Annotated in this window: 16 protein-coding genes; 9 read left to right on the top strand and 7 right to left on the bottom strand. The window is 57.8% G+C overall.

The window, feature by feature from the left end:
- Positions 1–16 precede the first annotated feature (16 nt).
- Genes hypE through hypA form a run of 5 tightly spaced genes read right to left on the bottom strand, consistent with a single transcriptional unit; the run spans position 17 to position 3,629 of the window.
- Positions 17–1,027 (bottom strand): hydrogenase expression/formation protein HypE, encoded by a 1,011-nt coding sequence (gene hypE, locus HV318_RS08740; protein ID WP_182272449.1) that lies wholly within the window; start codon positions 1,025–1,027, stop codon positions 17–19.
- A complete protein-coding gene (gene hypD / locus HV318_RS08735; RefSeq protein WP_182272448.1) occupies positions 1,024–2,145 on the bottom strand; it encodes a hydrogenase formation protein HypD in 1,122 nt (373 codons plus the stop codon). Before hypD ends, hypE begins: the two co-directional genes overlap by 4 nt.
- Positions 2,146–2,148: 3 nt before the next feature.
- Positions 2,149–2,421, bottom strand: a complete 273-nt coding sequence (locus tag HV318_RS08730; protein ID WP_182272447.1) for a HypC/HybG/HupF family hydrogenase formation chaperone — start codon at positions 2,419–2,421, stop codon at positions 2,149–2,151.
- Positions 2,412–3,275, bottom strand: a complete 864-nt coding sequence (hypB, locus tag HV318_RS08725) for a hydrogenase nickel incorporation protein HypB (RefSeq protein ID WP_182272446.1) — start codon at positions 3,273–3,275, stop codon at positions 2,412–2,414. Before hypB ends, HV318_RS08730 begins: the two co-directional genes overlap by 10 nt.
- 3 nt (positions 3,276–3,278) lie before the next feature.
- Positions 3,279–3,629 carry a hydrogenase maturation nickel metallochaperone HypA gene (gene hypA, locus HV318_RS08720; RefSeq protein ID WP_182272445.1) on the bottom strand — a complete coding sequence of 117 codons (351 nt, stop codon included), beginning with the start codon at positions 3,627–3,629 and terminating at the stop codon, positions 3,279–3,281.
- A 210-nt stretch (positions 3,630–3,839) separates the two neighbouring features.
- Between hypA and hycA the strand changes: the two genes are divergently transcribed.
- The 9 genes from hycA (at position 3,840) to hycI (ending at position 11,630) form a co-directional block, all read left to right on the top strand.
- A complete protein-coding gene (gene hycA / locus HV318_RS08715) occupies positions 3,840–4,304 on the top strand; it encodes a formate hydrogenlyase regulator HycA (RefSeq protein WP_182272444.1) in 465 nt (154 codons plus the stop codon).
- Between the two features lie 70 nt (positions 4,305–4,374).
- Positions 4,375–4,983, top strand: a complete 609-nt coding sequence (locus HV318_RS08710) for a 4Fe-4S dicluster domain-containing protein (RefSeq protein WP_182272443.1) — start codon at positions 4,375–4,377, stop codon at positions 4,981–4,983.
- Positions 4,980–6,806: a formate hydrogenlyase subunit 3 gene (gene hycC, locus HV318_RS08705; RefSeq protein ID WP_182272442.1), complete on the top strand. Its 1,827-nt coding sequence runs from the start codon at positions 4,980–4,982 to the stop codon at positions 6,804–6,806. The genes HV318_RS08710 and hycC overlap by 4 nt, the downstream gene beginning before the upstream one ends.
- Before the next feature lies 1 nt (position 6,807).
- Positions 6,808–7,731 carry a respiratory chain complex I subunit 1 family protein gene (locus HV318_RS08700; protein WP_182272441.1) on the top strand — a complete coding sequence of 308 codons (924 nt, stop codon included), beginning with the start codon at positions 6,808–6,810 and terminating at the stop codon, positions 7,729–7,731.
- Between the two features lie 15 nt (positions 7,732–7,746).
- Entirely contained in the window at positions 7,747–9,456 is a 1,710-nt protein-coding gene (gene hycE, locus HV318_RS08695; protein ID WP_182272440.1) for a formate hydrogenlyase subunit HycE, read from the top strand.
- 9 nt (positions 9,457–9,465) lie between these two features.
- Positions 9,466–10,008 (top strand): formate hydrogenlyase complex iron-sulfur subunit, encoded by a 543-nt coding sequence (locus HV318_RS08690; RefSeq protein WP_182272439.1) that lies wholly within the window; start codon positions 9,466–9,468, stop codon positions 10,006–10,008.
- Entirely contained in the window at positions 10,008–10,775 is a 768-nt protein-coding gene (locus tag HV318_RS08685) for an NADH-quinone oxidoreductase subunit B family protein (protein WP_182272438.1), read from the top strand. Before HV318_RS08690 ends, HV318_RS08685 begins: the two co-directional genes overlap by 1 nt.
- A complete protein-coding gene (hycH, locus tag HV318_RS08680) occupies positions 10,772–11,182 on the top strand; it encodes a formate hydrogenlyase maturation HycH family protein (protein ID WP_182272437.1) in 411 nt (136 codons plus the stop codon). Before HV318_RS08685 ends, hycH begins: the two co-directional genes overlap by 4 nt.
- Complete coding sequence (gene hycI, locus HV318_RS08675; RefSeq protein WP_182272436.1) at positions 11,175–11,630, top strand: hydrogenase maturation peptidase HycI; 456 nt, start codon at positions 11,175–11,177, stop codon at positions 11,628–11,630. The genes hycH and hycI overlap by 8 nt, the downstream gene beginning before the upstream one ends.
- Before the next feature lie 88 nt (positions 11,631–11,718).
- Here the strand turns inward: hycI and HV318_RS08670 are convergent, their stop codons facing one another.
- Together HV318_RS08670 and ascF are read right to left on the bottom strand one after the other, a co-directional pair.
- A complete protein-coding gene (locus HV318_RS08670; RefSeq protein ID WP_182272435.1) occupies positions 11,719–13,143 on the bottom strand; it encodes a 6-phospho-beta-glucosidase in 1,425 nt (474 codons plus the stop codon).
- An 18-nt stretch (positions 13,144–13,161) separates the two neighbouring features.
- Positions 13,162–14,613, bottom strand: a complete 1,452-nt coding sequence (gene ascF / locus HV318_RS08665; protein ID WP_182272434.1) for a PTS cellobiose/arbutin/salicin transporter subunit IIBC — start codon at positions 14,611–14,613, stop codon at positions 13,162–13,164.
- Positions 14,614–14,803 lie beyond the last annotated feature (190 nt).

The raw sequence follows: 14,803 nt of genomic DNA, 5'->3' as shown, positions 1-14,803 counted from the left end.
CGCTTTTGCCGCGGTTCTAGCAAATTCGGGGTAGGGGTTCCGCGTGCGGGAGATCCAGCGTACGCTTCACACCATAAAGTCCGGCCAGGCGCACCCCTTTGCGCTCAACCACTTCGCCAACGATCGCGGCCTCTTTCCCTAAGGGATGTGCCCGCAGCTGTTCCAGCACCGCATCGGCCGCTGCGCGTTCAACGCCAATCACCAGCTTACCTTCGTTCGCAAAGTTTAGCGGATCGAGACCCAGCAGCTCGCAAAGCCCACGAACGGCGGGTTTGACGGGCAGACCGCGTTCAGTCAGTTCAATTCCGCAGCCGCAGCTTGCGGCGAATTCGTGCACCACCGCATTGACACCACCGCGTGTGGCATCGCGCAGGGCTTTCACGCCCGGAATGGAACGCAGCGTCTGGATAAGCGGGGTGAGTACGGTGCAGTCGCTGCGTAACTCGCCATCCAGCCCCAGACCTTCGCGCAGGTTCAGTATGGTTGCGCCGTGGCAACCCAGCGTGCCGCTGACTAACAACACATCGCCCACGGCAAGCTGCTGAGCACCCCAGTGGATCCCCACAGGGATAGCCCCCATTCCGGCAGTATTGATGAACAGTTTATCTGCCGCACCGCGCTGTACCACTTTGGTATCACCGGTGACGATGGCGATACCCGCCTCGCGTGCAGTATGCGCCATGCTGTTGACCACGGTAGTGAGCGTTTCCATCGGCAACCCCTCTTCGAGGATAAACCCGCAGGAGAGGTAGCGCGGGATTGCACCGCTGACGGCAACATCGTTCGCGGTACCGCAGACAGCCAGCTTGCCGATATCGCCTCCAGGAAAGAACAGCGGGTCGATCACGTAGCTGTCAGTGGAAAAAGCCAGCCTGTCACCCTGCGCGGTGAGGGTCGAGAGGGCAATACGTGCCTGGTCTTCCTGCTCGGCCAGCCAGGGGTTGTTAAAGGCTTCCATAAATAGCCGGTTAATCAGCTGTTGCATCGCCTGGCCGCCGCTGCCGTGCGCCATTTCAACCGTATTCATGCTTCACACTCCTGATTGCGATACTGATACCACGCGGCACATGCCCCTTCGGAGGAGACCATCAGCGCGCCAAAGGCGGTGTGCGGGTTACAGGTGTTGCCAAATAACGGGCATTGATGGGGTTTGCATTTTCCGGTAAGCACCTCGCCGCAGCGGGCGCGGGGATCGTCGCAAACCTGTTGTGGCCGCGGGCGGAAATGTGCTTCGGCATCGAATGCGTGATACGCAGGCGTCAGGCGCACGCCTGATTCGGCAATCAGCCCCAGCCCACGCCATTCGCTGTCGCCTTCAACGCTAAACACTTCCGCAATGGCATGCTGGGCTCGTTCATTACCGGCATCGGGCACCACGCGGCGGTACTGGTTTTCCACTGCACTCAGGGCTGTTATTTTCTGCTCAACCAGCATGGTTACGCCTTGCAGTAGATCAAGTGGCTCGAAACCAGCGACCACTAACGGGCGATTGTACTGCTCAGCGATAAAACCGTAGGCTTCTGTCCCGATAACCATGCTGACGTGGCCCGGTGCCAGAAATGCATCAATGCCGTTTCCCGGCTCTTCCAGCAGGCTGCGTAACGTCGGGATGAGCGTAATGTGCTGGCAGAAAAAGAAAAAGTTATCGACGTTGCGGGTTTTAGCCTGCTGCAGTGTGATTGCCGTGGCGGGCATCGTGGTCTCAAAACCCAGCCCGAAAAAGACGACTTTACGCTCAGGGTTATCGGTTGCCAGCGTCAGGGCATCCATCGGCGAGTAAACGATCCGGATATCCGCACCACGGGCTTTAGCCTGTAGCAGTGAGCCATTTTTTCCAGGCACGCGCATCGCATCGCCAAACGTGCAGAAAATGACGTCAGGCTGGCTGGCAATTTCGATACAGCTGTCGATGCGTCCCATTGGCAGAACGCAGACCGGACAGCCGGGGCCGTGGATAAACTCGATGTTTTCCGGCAGAAGCTGGTCGAGGCCAAATTTAAAGATCGCATGCGTGTGCCCGCCACACACCTCCATAATCCGTAACGGCTTTTCAGCGCTGTAGTTCAGCAGTGCAGCTCTCGTTTTCAGATGCCCGATAAGCTGCATTACCTGCTCGGGGGCGCGATATTCATCAACGTAACGCATGGGTTATTGCTCCTCGCCGTACAGCAGTGCGCCGACGTCAGGCTCAACGTCAAACATGTTTTGCAGGGCATCCAGCGTGTCGCGGGCTTCCGCTTCATTTATCACGCTCATGGCAAACCCCACGTGTACCAGTACCCACTGACCAAGGCGTGATTCACCGGTTTCATCGGTGCTGCCCACCAGCGTCAGGTCGACGTCGCGCAAAATGCCACAAACCTCAACTTTGGCCTGATTTCCGTCAATGGAGTGAATTTGTCCCGGGACGCCTATGCACATCGTTCACTCTCCAGCCAGTTCAGCCAGGCGTCCATGCCGTCACCGCGCGTGGCGGACACCAGCAGGATCGTAATATCCGGGTTCACTTCGCGGGCGTACGCCATGCATTTGTCCACGTCGAAGTTCAGGTACGGCAGCAAATCCACTTTGTTCAGCAGCATCAGCGAGGCGGCGGCGAACATGTGCGGGTACTTCAGCGGCTTGTCCTCCCCTTCGGTTACGGAGAGCACCGCCACTTTATGCCGTTCACCGAGATCGAAGCTTGCCGGACAAACCAGGTTGCCCACGTTCTCAATAAACAGGATGCCGTTATCTGTCAGCGGCAGACGCGGCGCGGCATCGGCAATCATCTGCGCATCCAGGTGGCAACCTTTACCGGTGTTAACCTGAATGGCCGGCGTGCCGGTTTCGCGAATGCGCGCGGCGTCGTTTACGGTTTGCTGATCGCCTTCAATCACCGCACAGGAGACACTTCCGTTCAGGCGTTTGAGCGTTTCCGTGAGTAGCGTGGTTTTGCCGGAGCCGGGGCTGGACACCAGGTTCAGTACCAGCTGCTTACGCGTGGCAAAGCGGGCGCGGTTACGGGCCGCGAGTTGGTTATTTTTGTCGAGTACGTTGATTTCGACTTCCAGCATCTGACGCTGGCTGATGCCCGGTGCATGCGTGCCCGCTTCGCCGTGGCCATAATGCAAATCGCCCGCACCGGATTGTTGAGGGGCAAAGGTGATACCGGTTATCACCGATGCGGGACGAGCCGCAGGGGAAAAGGGCGCGGAGCGAAACGCAGAGTGAGGACGGTGTTCATCCCCTTCTATATACAGGTTGCCTTCAGCACAACCGCAGGTACTACACATAATTTACTCCCTCTCGATTTCGAGGCGTTGGATCTGCATGCCGTCATCCGCCACGATGCGCAGCCCGGTGCTCTGGCACTGCGGGCAGCTCCGGACTTTTGATGACAACAGGGTGACGTACTGCTGGCACTGCTCGCACCAGCACTCTGCCTGCTGTTCTTCAATGTGAAGTTCACAGCCTTCCGCCAGTGTGTCGCGACACACCAGCTCAAAACAGAAGGTGAGGGCGCTGGTTTCGACACAGGAAAATGCCCCGATTTTCAGCCAGACACCGGTCACGCGTTTTGCGTTGTGCTGCACTGCCTGCTGTTCGATGAGCTCCAGCGCTCGCTGGCAGAGAGTGATTTCGTGCATGACGCCTCCTTAATGAATTGCCCCGGTAATGCAATAACAGTGCCAGCTTGATTTTTGTTAAGGCGTGACGATGTCAACGCTGTCGAAATGACACGTCGACACCGCTGAAGTGACAGCGGATGGTTACTTAAATTCATTAAAAATCAATGCATTAAAAACTGGCACGGAATCTGCTTAATAGCCGCAATCTCCACTAACCGGATACCTTTTATGACTATTTGGGAAATCAGCGAAAAAGCGGATTACATCGCGCAGCGCCATCAGCAGTTACAGGAGCAGTGGCACCTCTACTGCAACTCTCTGATTCAGGGCATCACCCTGTCGAAAGCCCGTCTTCACCACGCCATGAGCTGTGCAGCACAGGGTGATATGCGCTTTGTCCTCTTCGGCCACTTTACGATTTACGTCACGCTGGCGGACACCTTCAACAGCCACACCATCGAGTACTACGTCGAGACGAAAGAGGGTGACAGGCAGTGTATTGCGAAGGCGCAGCTGATGGCTGATGGCATGGTGGATGGTCACGTCAGCAACCGCGATCGTCAGCAGGTGCTGGAGCATTATCTGGAAAAAATCGCGCCAGTTTATAACGGCCTGTACACCGCCGTTGAACACGATCTCCCGGTCAACCTGAAGCAGCTGATGGATACAAAAGCATCGGCGAATGTGGCCTGACTAGTGAGTGTCGATAAGTGTCGATAAGACAGTTTTTCGTCAAAAATGACTATCACCAGAGGATGACCCGGTGAACCGTTTTGTAATAGCTGACTCGACGGTCTGTATTGGCTGTCGAACCTGTGAGGCGGCGTGTTCGGAAACCCACCGCCAGCACGGGCTACAGTCCATGCCGCGCCTGCACGTTATGCGTAATGAAAAAGAGTCTGCCCCGCAGCTCTGCCATCACTGTGAGGATGCGCCGTGCGCGGCTGTCTGCCCTGTTAATGCCATCACCCGTGTTGATGGCGCTGTACAACTGAACGAAAGCCTGTGCGTGAGCTGCAAGCTGTGCGGCATTGCCTGCCCGTTCGGAGCCATTGAATTTTCCGGTAGCCGTCCGCTGCATATTCCGGCCAATACGAATTCGCCGAAAGCGCCACCTGCGCCACCGGCTCCGGCGCGCGTGAGCACGCTGCTGGACTGGGTACCTGGCGTGCGTGCGGTGGCGGTGAAATGTGACCTGTGCAGTTTTGATGAGCAAGGCCCGGCCTGCGTACGCACCTGCCCAACTAAGGCGCTGATTCTGGTCAATATTCGCGATATCGCCCGCACCAGCAAGCGTAAACGCGAGCTGACCATCGATACTGATTTTGGCGATCTTTCTCTGCTTCAGGCGCTTAACGAGGGGGCGAAATGAACGCGATGACGATGATTAACAGCGCGGTGGCGTACTTTGCTGCCACCGCTATTCTGGCGCTGGTCTTCTCTTTTCATAAAACCCTGAGCGGCTGGATTGCGGGCATTGGCGGGGCAGTTGGCAGCCTGATGACACTGGCTGCCGGTGGAGTGATGTTGTCTGGCGGGCAATCCGCAGAAGCGGTGATGCCGCTTATCCACCACAGCATTCAGCTTACACCGCTGAATGCTATCTGGCTGGTAACGTTTGGCCTCTGCGGCGTGTTTATCAGCCTGTTCAATATCGACTGGCACCGCCATCACAATACCAAAGCAAACGGTCTGCTGGTTAACCTGCTGATGGCGACGGCGGTCTGTACCGTAACCGCCAGTAATCTCGGCGCGCTGGTGGTAATGGCAGAAATCATGGCGCTGTGCGGCGTGTTCCTGACCGGCTGTAGCACGTCCGGCAAACTGTGGTTTGCGCTGGGTCGCCTCGGCACGCTGCTGCTGGCGCTCACCTGCTGGCTGGTGTGGAGCCGTTACGGCACGCTGGATTTTTCCCTGCTGAATGAACGCACGCAGGTGCTGCCGTTTGGGGCGGATATCTGGCTGACGGGCGTGGTGGGTTTTGGCTTGCTGGCCGGGATCATTCCGCTGCACGGCTGGGTGCCGCAGGCGCATGCGAATGCCTCTGCGCCGGCGGCCGCACTCTTCTCGACGGTTGTCATGAAGGTGGGGCTATTCGGCATTCTGGCGCTGTCGCTGACGGGGGGGCAACCGCCGCTGTGGTGGGGCGTGGTGCTGCTGGTCGCTGGCATGGTCACGGCGTTTGTCGGCGGTCTGTACGCGCTGATGGAGCACAACATCCAGCGTCTGCTGGCGTATCACACCCTGGAAAATATCGGCATTATCCTGCTGGGTCTTGGCGCGGGAGTGACCGGGCTGGCGCTCAATCAACCGGCGCTGGTTGCTGCCGGGTTTATCGGCGGCTTGTATCATCTCGTCAACCACAGCCTGTTTAAAAGCACGCTGTTCCTCGGTGCTGGCAGCGTCTGGTTCCGCACGGGTCACCGTGATATCGAAAAGCTCGGCGGTATCGGCAAAAAAATGCCTGTGATTTCACTTGCGATGCTGGTGGGGCTGATGGCGATGGCCGCACTGCCGCCGCTGAACGGCTTTGCCGGTGAGTGGGTGATTTACCAGTCCTTCTTCGCGCTCGGCCAGAGCGACGTATTTATTGCGCGCCTGTCAGGGCCACTGCTGGCAGCGGGCCTGGCGATTACCGGGGCGCTGGCGGTGATGTGTATGGCAAAAGTCTACGGCGTGACTTTCCTCGGTGCGCCGCGCACGCGTGAAGCTGAAAACGCCTGCTGTGCGCCGGTACTGATGGCGACAAGCGTGGTCGCGCTGGCGCTGTGCTGCATTGCGGGGGGGATCGCTGCACCGTGGCTGCTGCCATTGCTGGGGAATGCGGTTCCACTGCCGTTGACCACGGCACATACCACCGTTTCCCAGCCGATGATTGCGCTGCTGCTGATTGCCGCACCGCTGCTGCCGTTTGTCCTGATGCTGTTCTTCAAACGTGACCGACTCGCTTCCCGCTCGCGCGGTACTGCATGGGCCTGCGGCTATGAGCATGAACAATCTATGGTCATCACGGCGCACGGTTTTGCCATGCCAGTAAAAGAGAACTTCTCCACCGTGCTGAAACTGCGCCACTGGCTGAACCCGGTAGGTTGGGTTCCGGGCTGGCAGAGTGCCGCTGCACCTGCATTGTTCCGCCGTCTGGCCGTTATTGAGCTGGCGGTGCTGGTGGTGATTGTGATTTCGCGAGGAGCCTGACATGAGTCTGTTACTGGCATTACTTCAGGCGCTGGTGTTATTCGCCGTTGCGCCATTGTTTTCCGGGGTGAGCCGCGTGGCGCGCGCCCGGATGCACAACCGTCGTGGGCCTGGCGTGCTGCAGGAGTACCGCGATCTCTTCAAATTGTTCACGCGTCAGAGCGTTGCACCGGATGCCGCAGGCTGGGTCTTCCGCCTGACGCCGTTTGTGATGGTGGGCGTGATGCTGACCATCGCCACCGCGCTGCCGGTGGTGACGGTCGGTTCTCCACTGCCGGTGCTGGGCGATCTGATCACGCTTATCTACCTCTTCGCCATCGCCCGTTTCTTCTTTGCGATTGCAGGCCTGGACACCGGTAGCCCGTTTACCGGCATCGGTGCCAGCCGCGAGGCGATGTTGGGTGTGCTGGTTGAGCCGATCCTGCTGCTGGGGCTGTGGGTCGCCGCGCAGGTGGCGGGGTCAACCCATATCAGCTTTATCACCGACACCGTCTACCACTGGCCTGTGGCCCGCTCCATTCCGCTGGTTCTGGCCTTGTGTGCCTGTGCGTTTGCCACCTTTATTGAGATGGGCAAATTGCCGTTTGACCTCGCCGAAGCGGAGCAGGAGCTACAGGAAGGACCGCTGACCGAATACAGCGGTTACGGTTTTGCGGTGCTCAAGTGGGGGATCAGCCTCAAACAGCTGGTGGTGTTGCAGATGTTTGTGGGTGTCTTCTTCCCGTGGGGGCAGATGACGCACTTTTCCGTTGGTGGTCTGGTACTGGCCGCTATCGTTGCCGCACTCAAGCTGCTGGTTGGCGTGCTGGTGATTGCGCTGTTTGAAAACAGCATGGCACGCCTGCGTTTTGTCGCGACATCGCGCATCACCTGGGCTGGTTTTGGTTTTGCATTTTTAGCGTTCGTCTCCTTTCTGGTGGCGTGATTGAAGAGAGTTTTTATGTCTGAAGAAAAGAAAGGTCAGCAGTATCTCGCCGCGTTGCATCAGGCTTTCCCGGGCGTGGTGCTGGACGAAAGCTGGCAAACCAAAGACCAGGTAACCATCACCGTGAAGGTGAACTACCTGCCGGAAGTGGTGGAGTTTCTTTACTACCAGCAGGGTGGATGGCTGTCGGTGCTGTTTGGTAACGACGAGCGTCAGCTGTGCGGGAACTATGCGGTCTACTACGTGATGTCGATGGAGCAGGGCGAGAAGTGCTGGCTCACCGTGCGTATCGAAGTTGATCCGAATAAACCGGAGTATCCATCCGTAACGCCGCGCGTACCGGCTGCCGTCTGGGGCGAACGTGAAGTGCGTGATATGTACGGCCTGGTGCCGGTCGGCCTGCCGGATGAGCGCCGTCTGGTGCTGCCGGATGACTGGCCGGACGAACTTTATCCGCTGCGTAAAGACAGCATGGACTACCGCCAGCGTCCGGCACCGACCACCGACAGTGAAACCTACGAGTTCATCAACGAGCTGGGAAGTAAAAAGAACAATGTGGTGCCAATCGGCCCGCTGCACGTCACTTCCGATGAACCGGGTCACTTCCGCCTGTTTGTTGATGGCGAGAACATTATCGACGCCGACTACCGCTTGTTCTACGTCCATCGTGGCATGGAAAAACTGGCAGAAACCCGCATGGGTTATAACGAAGTGACCTTCCTCTCCGACCGCGTGTGCGGCATCTGCGGCTTTGCCCACAGCACGGCCTACACTACCTCGGTGGAAAACGGAATGGGGATCGTGGTGCCGGAGCGAGCACAGATGATCCGCGCCATTCTGCTGGAAGTTGAACGCCTGCACTCGCATCTGCTCAACCTCGGGCTGGCCTGCCACTTCGTCGGCTTTGACTCCGGTTTTATGCAGTTCTTCCGCGTGCGTGAAGCATCGATGAAAATGGCGGAAATCCTCACCGGGGCGCGTAAAACCTACGGTCTGAACCTGATTGGCGGGATCCGCCGCGATCTGCTGAAAGACGACATGATCAAGACCCGTCAGCTTGCGCAGCAGATGCGTCGCGACGTGCAGGAGCTGGTCGATATGCTGCTCAGCACGCCAAACATTGAGCAGCGTACCGTCGGTATTGGCCGCCTCGATCCTGAGATTGCCCGCGACTTCAGCAACGTCGGCCCGATGGTGCGCGCCAGCGGCCACGCTCGCGACACCCGTGCCGACCACCCGTTTGTCGGCTATGGCTTGCTGCCGATGACGGTACACAGCGAGCAGGGTTGTGACGTGATCTCCCGCCTGAAAGTGCGTATCAACGAAGTCTTCACCGCGCTGAATATGATCGACTTCGGGCTGGATAACCTGCCGGGCGGCCCGCTGATGGTGGAAGGCTTCACCTACATTCCAAACCGCTTTGCCCTCGGTTTTGCCGAAGCGCCACGCGGAGACGACATTCACTGGAGCATGACCGGCGACAACCAGAAGCTCTACCGCTGGCGCTGCCGTGCGGCCACCTACGCCAACTGGCCAACCCTGCGCTACATGCTGCGCGGCAACACGGTGTCTGATGCGCCGCTGATCATTGGCAGCCTTGATCCGTGCTACTCCTGCACCGACCGTATGACGGTGGTGGACGTGCGTAAGAAGAAAAGTCAGGTGGTGCCGTACAAAGAGCTTGAACGCTACAGCATCGAGCGTAAAAACTCGCCGCTGAAATAAGGACTCGTCATGTTTACCTTTATCAAAAAAGTGATCAAAACCGGCACCCAGACCAGCAACTATCCACTGGAGCCGATGCCGGTCGATAAAAACTTTCGTGGCAAACCGGAGCACAACCCCCAGCAGTGCATCGGCTGCGCGGCCTGTGTCAATGCCTGCCCGTCGAACGCCCTGACGGTGGAAACTGACCTGAAAACCGGAGAGCTGGCCTGGCAGTTCAACCTCGGGCGTTGCATCTTCTGTGGCCGCTGCGAGGAGGTTTGCCCGACGGTGGCGATCCGCCTTTCGCAGGAGTACGAGCTGGCGGTGTGGAAGAAAGAGGATTTCCTGCAGCAGTCACGCTTTCACCTGTGCAACTGCCGCGTCTGCAAACGTCCGTTTGCCGTGCAAAAAGAGATCGACTACGCCATTGCACTGCTAAAACACAACGGTGATGTCCGCGCGGAACACCATCGCGAAAGCTTTGAAACCTGCCCGGAGTGCAAACGTCAGAAGTGCCTGCTGCCGTCTGACCGTATTGATATAACCCGCCATATGAGAGAGGCCAGCTGATGGAAAACCTACTGGGCCCACGCGATGACAACGGCATTCCGGTGCCGATGACGGTGGACGAATCCATCGCCAGTATGAAGGCGTCGCTGTTGAAAAAAATCAAACGCTCGGCCTACGTCTATCGCGTGGACTGTGGCGGATGCAACGGGTGTGAGATCGAGATTTTCGCCACACTGTCACCGTTGTTTGATGCTGAACGCTTTGGCATCAAAGTGGTGCCATCGCCGCGTCATGCGGACATTTTGCTGTTTACCGGTGCTGTCACCCGTGCTATGCGCTCGCCTGCGCTGCGCGCGTGGCAGTCCGCGCCCGATCCAAAAATCTGTATCTCTTATGGAGCCTGCGGTAACAGCGGTGGCATTTTCCACGACCTCTACTGCGTGTGGGGTGGCACCGACAAAATCGTGCCGGTGGATGTCTATATCCCGGGCTGCCCGCCAACGCCTGCCGCGACGCTGTACGGTTTTGCAATGGCGCTGGGCCTGCTGGAGCAGAAAATCCACGCCCGTGAACCGGGCGAGCTCGACAACCAGCCTGCCGCGATTCTGCACCCGGATATGGTGCAGCCGCTGCGCGTGAAGGTTGACCGCATGGCACGCAAACTGGCGGGGTATCGCTATGGCCGTCAGATTGCTGATGACTATCTGCGTCTGCTAAGCCAGGGCGAACACCAGGTGGCGCGCTGGCTGGAAGCGGAAAACGACCCGCGTCTCAATGAAATAGTGGCGAACCTGGATCAGGTGGTTAATGAGGCGCGTATCCGATGAGTGAAACGGTGGTGTTCAGTCAGCTGAGCCGTAAGTTTATTGATGAGAACGATGCCACGCCGGATGCGGCGCAGCAGGTGGTCTATTACAGCCTGGCGATTGGGCATCACCTCGGGGTGATTGACTGCCTGGAGACGGCATTAAGCTGTCCGTGGCCGGAATATCTGGCCTGGATAGCCACTCTGGAAGAGGGCAGTACGGCGCGGCGCAAAATGGAGGGGGTACCGAAGTACGGTGAGATCGTTATCGACGCCAACCATATTTCAATGCTCGCTAACGCGTTCGATGCTGCGCTCAGTATGCAGACGCCAGAGCAGCAGGCGTGGAGCAAAACGTTGCTCAGCATGCTGCATGATATTCATCAGGAGAGCGCCATCTACCTGATGGTGAGGAGATTACGTGACTGACGTTTTACTGTGTGTTGGCAACAGCATGATGGGCGACGACGGAGCAGGTCCGCTGCTCGCCGAAATGTGTGCCACAAACCCGCAGGGGAACTGGGTGGTTATCGACGGCGGCAGTGCCCCGGAAAACGACGTGGTAGCCATTCGCGAACGGCACCCGGACAGGCTACTGATTGTCGATGCCACCGATATGGGGCTAAACCCTGGTGAAATTCGTCTGATCGATCCGGACGATATCGCTGAGATGTTTATGATGACGACCCACAACATGCCGCTGAACTACCTGGTGGATCAGCTCAAGGACGACGTGGGTGAAGTGCTGTTTTTGGGTATTCAGCCGGACATCGTGGGGTTTTATTACCCGATGACACCGCCAGTGAAAGAGGCGGTGGAAGTGGTGTATTCCAGGCTGGGAGCGTGGGTTGGGGAGGGGGGATTCGCCCGGCTCTGAATAATGCCGGGTGGCGGCTTCGCCTTACCCGGCCTACAAAATCCTTCTCCCTCTCCCTGTTGGAGAAGGCTGGGGTGAGGGCAACAGGCTACGCCAGATCCCCCCCGTTACTTGCAATCACCTTTTTATACCACCAGAACGATTTCTTGCGTTTCCTGTCCAGCGTGCCGTTCCCGGCATCGTCCCGGTCGACGTAGACAAACCCGTAGCGCTTGCTCATCTCACCTGTTGATGCCGACACCAGGTCAATGCAGCCCCAGGTGGTGTAGCCCATCAGCGGTACACCGTCCTCAATTGCATCTCCCATTGCGCGGATATGTTCGCGCAGGTAGCTGATGCGATAGTCGTCGTTAATCTCGCCGTTAGCATCAATGACATCTTTTGCACCGAGGCCATTTTCCACCAGGAATAGCGGCTTCTGGTAACGGTCGTACATCATGTTCATGGTGATACGCAGGCCCAGCGGGTCGATACCCCAGCCCCATTCGCTGACCTGAATATGCGGGTTACGCAGTGACTTCACGATATTCGCCGCGCTGGTATTCCCCGCGTTCATGTCCGCCGACGCGCAGCGCGAGGCGTAATAGCTGAACGAGACAAAATCGACAGTGTTCTTGAGCAGCGCGTCGTCGCCAGGGTCTTTAACAATCTCCACCCCTTTTTCGCGGAACACGCGGGCAGAGTAAGCCGGGTAGCGACCACGGGCCTGTACGTCGATAAAGAACAGGTTCTCGCGGTCTTTTTCCAGCGCCATCCACACGTCTTCTGGCTTGCAGGAGTACGGGTAGAAATTACCGCCTGCCAGCATGCAGCCGACCTGGTTTTCCGGGTTCACCCCGTGGGCGATTTTGGTTGCCAGCGCGCTTGCCACCAGCTCGTGGTGTGCGGCCTGGTATTTCACCTGATCTTCGTTTTCACCTTCTTCAAACACCAGCCCCGCGCCGGAGAACGGGCTGTGCAGCATGATGTTGATTTCGTTGAAGGTCAGCCAGTATTTCACCAGACCGTTAAATTCCACGAAGCAGGTGCGGGCGTAGCGGGCGAAGAAATCGACCATTTTGCGGTTACGCCAGGAGCCGTACTCCGTGACCAGGTGCATGGGGACATCGAAGTGGCACAGGGTGACCAGCGGCTCGATATTGTACTTTTTGCACTCTTCAAACACCGCACGGTAGAAGGCAATGCCTTCCTGGTTCGGCAGCGGCTCGTCGCCGTTCGGGTAGAGGCGGCTCCAGGCAATTGAGGTGCGGAATACCGTAAAGCCCATCTCCGCCATCAGGGCGATGTCTTCTTTATAGCGATGGTAAAAATCGATCGCCTCGTGGCCTGGGTAAAACTCGTCGTCACGCAACGAAAAACGTTTTTCCTTACCGAGTTTCACCGCCAGTCGGTTGGCTCCGTGGGGGATCATATCGACCGTGGCCAGCCCTTTACCGCCTTCACGGTAAGCCCCTTCACTCTGGTTGGCGGCCAGTGCGCCGCCCCATAAAAATCCTTGTGGAAAAACAGACATTTTTACCTCGCTATCAATTTATACTTGTGCTGCTTTGCCCTGAACCGGGGCGGTGTGCAGGGCGCGGGCCTTTTCCGCCTCGTCCTCAACCGGAATATCCTCAAAGCCCAGCATCAGGGTCAGAACAAACGACAACACCACCGCCAGCGCCATCACGCCAAATACCCAGACGATGGTCATCGGATTAGCCGGATCAAAGAACTGGACGCTGGTAAACAGCCCCGGAGCCGCCATCGAGTGGCTGGCAAGACCCGCCATTCCGGCCACTGCACCGCAGATGAAACCGCTGATAAGGCTCGCAATCAGCGGGCGTTTCAGACGCACCGCTACGCCGTACAGCGCGGGTTCAGAAATACCCGCCATGATGGCGGAAGCCGCTGCCGCCAGCGCCGTCTGGCGCAGTTCCGGGTTTTTCGTTTTCCATGCCACAGCCAGTGATGAACCGCCGAGCGACAGGTTGGCTCCAATTTCTGACGGCATGACCATCCCTTCTTTGCCTGTTTCGGCAATGGTCTGAATGATGGTTGGCGTGAACACGCGGTGCATGCCGGTCATCACCAGCAGCGGCCAGAGCGCGCCCATAATTGCCACGGAGAGCCAGCCCAGATAGCCGTGAATGGTGTACACCAGCGCAGAAATGGCGCTACCGATCCAGATCCCAAGTGGCCCAATCAGCACGATGGCGAGTGGGGCGGCAATCAGGACGATCAGCATCGGTTTGAGGAAGTTTTTGGTGACTGCCGGAGTCATCCGGTCGACCCAGCGTTCGATATACGACAGGCACCAGGTCATGACCAGCGCCGGGATCACGGTGTAGGTGTATTTCACCGCCGTTACCGGAATAAAGGCGAATTCAACGTGCTCGCCCTGTGCCGCTTTTGCCATCAGCTCGATAAAGCCCGGGTGTACCAGCACCCCCGCGATGGCAATGGCCAGCGACATGTTGGTTTTGAATTTTACCGCTGCAGAGGCTGCCACCATCAGCGGCAGGAAGAAGAATGCACCGTCGCCAATAACGGTCAGGATGGTGAGCGTCGGCGCACCTTTTGCCAGTACGCCCGTCATCTCAAGGATCATCGCGAGCAGCTTGACCATTGAGCCGCCGATGATCGCCGGGATCAGCGGGGACATGGTGCCGATCAGTGCATCAAGGATCCCGGCACCAATGCGGCGCAGGGTCATTTTTTGCGGGCCTTCCGGTACGACAGGCTGCAGATTCGTCGGCAGCAGGCTGATCACTTCACGATAAGCCTGAGAAACGGTGTTGCCAACGATCACCTGACACTGGTTGTCGTTGCGTACCACGCCGAGCACACCGCTGATACTTTTCAGGCGAGCGGCATCGGTGAGGGTTTCGTCTTTCAGGACGAAACGCAGGCGCGTCATACAGTGGGTGACGGCGACGATGTTGTCTTTACCGCCCAGCGCGCTGACAACGTCGTTCGCCAGCGCGGCATAATTTTTGGCCATCGGATGTGATCCTGTTGTCATGGTGAGAATATGTAGGAAACCGGTTCCACATAATCATCATGAGTTTCTTTGAATGAAACAAGATCACATTTTGTACATTTCTTATATTCGTGATGATGATCACTTTGAGGTATTGAAAGCGTGATATCGCCGCTGCGACAATTTTTCTGCGGTGCAGTACACTGCGCCC

This window comes from Enterobacter sp. RHBSTW-00901 (assembly GCF_014103115.1).
Taxonomy (GTDB): domain Bacteria; phylum Pseudomonadota; class Gammaproteobacteria; order Enterobacterales; family Enterobacteriaceae; genus Enterobacter; species Enterobacter cloacae_P.
Note: the sequence above shows the minus strand (reverse complement) of the source record. Positions and strands in the feature narration are given on the sequence as shown.

Bases quoted from the DNA above. Each gene is read 5' to 3' on its own strand.
- hypD (WP_182272448.1), bottom strand. From the start codon at position 2,145: ATGCGTTACGTTGATGAATATCGCGCCCCCGAGCAGGTAATGCAGCTT.
- hycA (WP_182272444.1), top strand. From the start codon at position 3,840: ATGACTATTTGGGAAATCAGCGAAAAAGCGGATTACATCGCGCAGCGC.
- HV318_RS08700 (WP_182272441.1), top strand. From the start codon at position 6,808: ATGAGTCTGTTACTGGCATTACTTCAGGCGCTGGTGTTATTCGCCGTT.
- ascF (WP_182272434.1), bottom strand. From the start codon at position 14,613: ATGGCCAAAAATTATGCCGCGCTGGCGAACGACGTTGTCAGCGCGCTG.
- HV318_RS08670 (WP_182272435.1), bottom strand. From the start codon at position 13,143: ATGTCTGTTTTTCCACAAGGATTTTTATGGGGCGGCGCACTGGCCGCC.
- hycC (WP_182272442.1), top strand. From the start codon at position 4,980: ATGAACGCGATGACGATGATTAACAGCGCGGTGGCGTACTTTGCTGCC.
- hypE (WP_182272449.1), bottom strand. From the start codon at position 1,027: ATGAATACGGTTGAAATGGCGCACGGCAGCGGCGGCCAGGCGATGCAA.
- HV318_RS08730 (WP_182272447.1), bottom strand. From the start codon at position 2,421: ATGTGCATAGGCGTCCCGGGACAAATTCACTCCATTGACGGAAATCAG.
- HV318_RS08685 (WP_182272438.1), top strand. From the start codon at position 10,008: ATGGAAAACCTACTGGGCCCACGCGATGACAACGGCATTCCGGTGCCG.
- hypA (WP_182272445.1), bottom strand. From the start codon at position 3,629: ATGCACGAAATCACTCTCTGCCAGCGAGCGCTGGAGCTCATCGAACAG.
- hycE (WP_182272440.1), top strand. From the start codon at position 7,747: ATGTCTGAAGAAAAGAAAGGTCAGCAGTATCTCGCCGCGTTGCATCAG.
- HV318_RS08690 (WP_182272439.1), top strand. From the start codon at position 9,466: ATGTTTACCTTTATCAAAAAAGTGATCAAAACCGGCACCCAGACCAGC.
- hypB (WP_182272446.1), bottom strand. From the start codon at position 3,275: ATGTGTAGTACCTGCGGTTGTGCTGAAGGCAACCTGTATATAGAAGGG.
- hycH (WP_182272437.1), top strand. From the start codon at position 10,772: ATGAGTGAAACGGTGGTGTTCAGTCAGCTGAGCCGTAAGTTTATTGAT.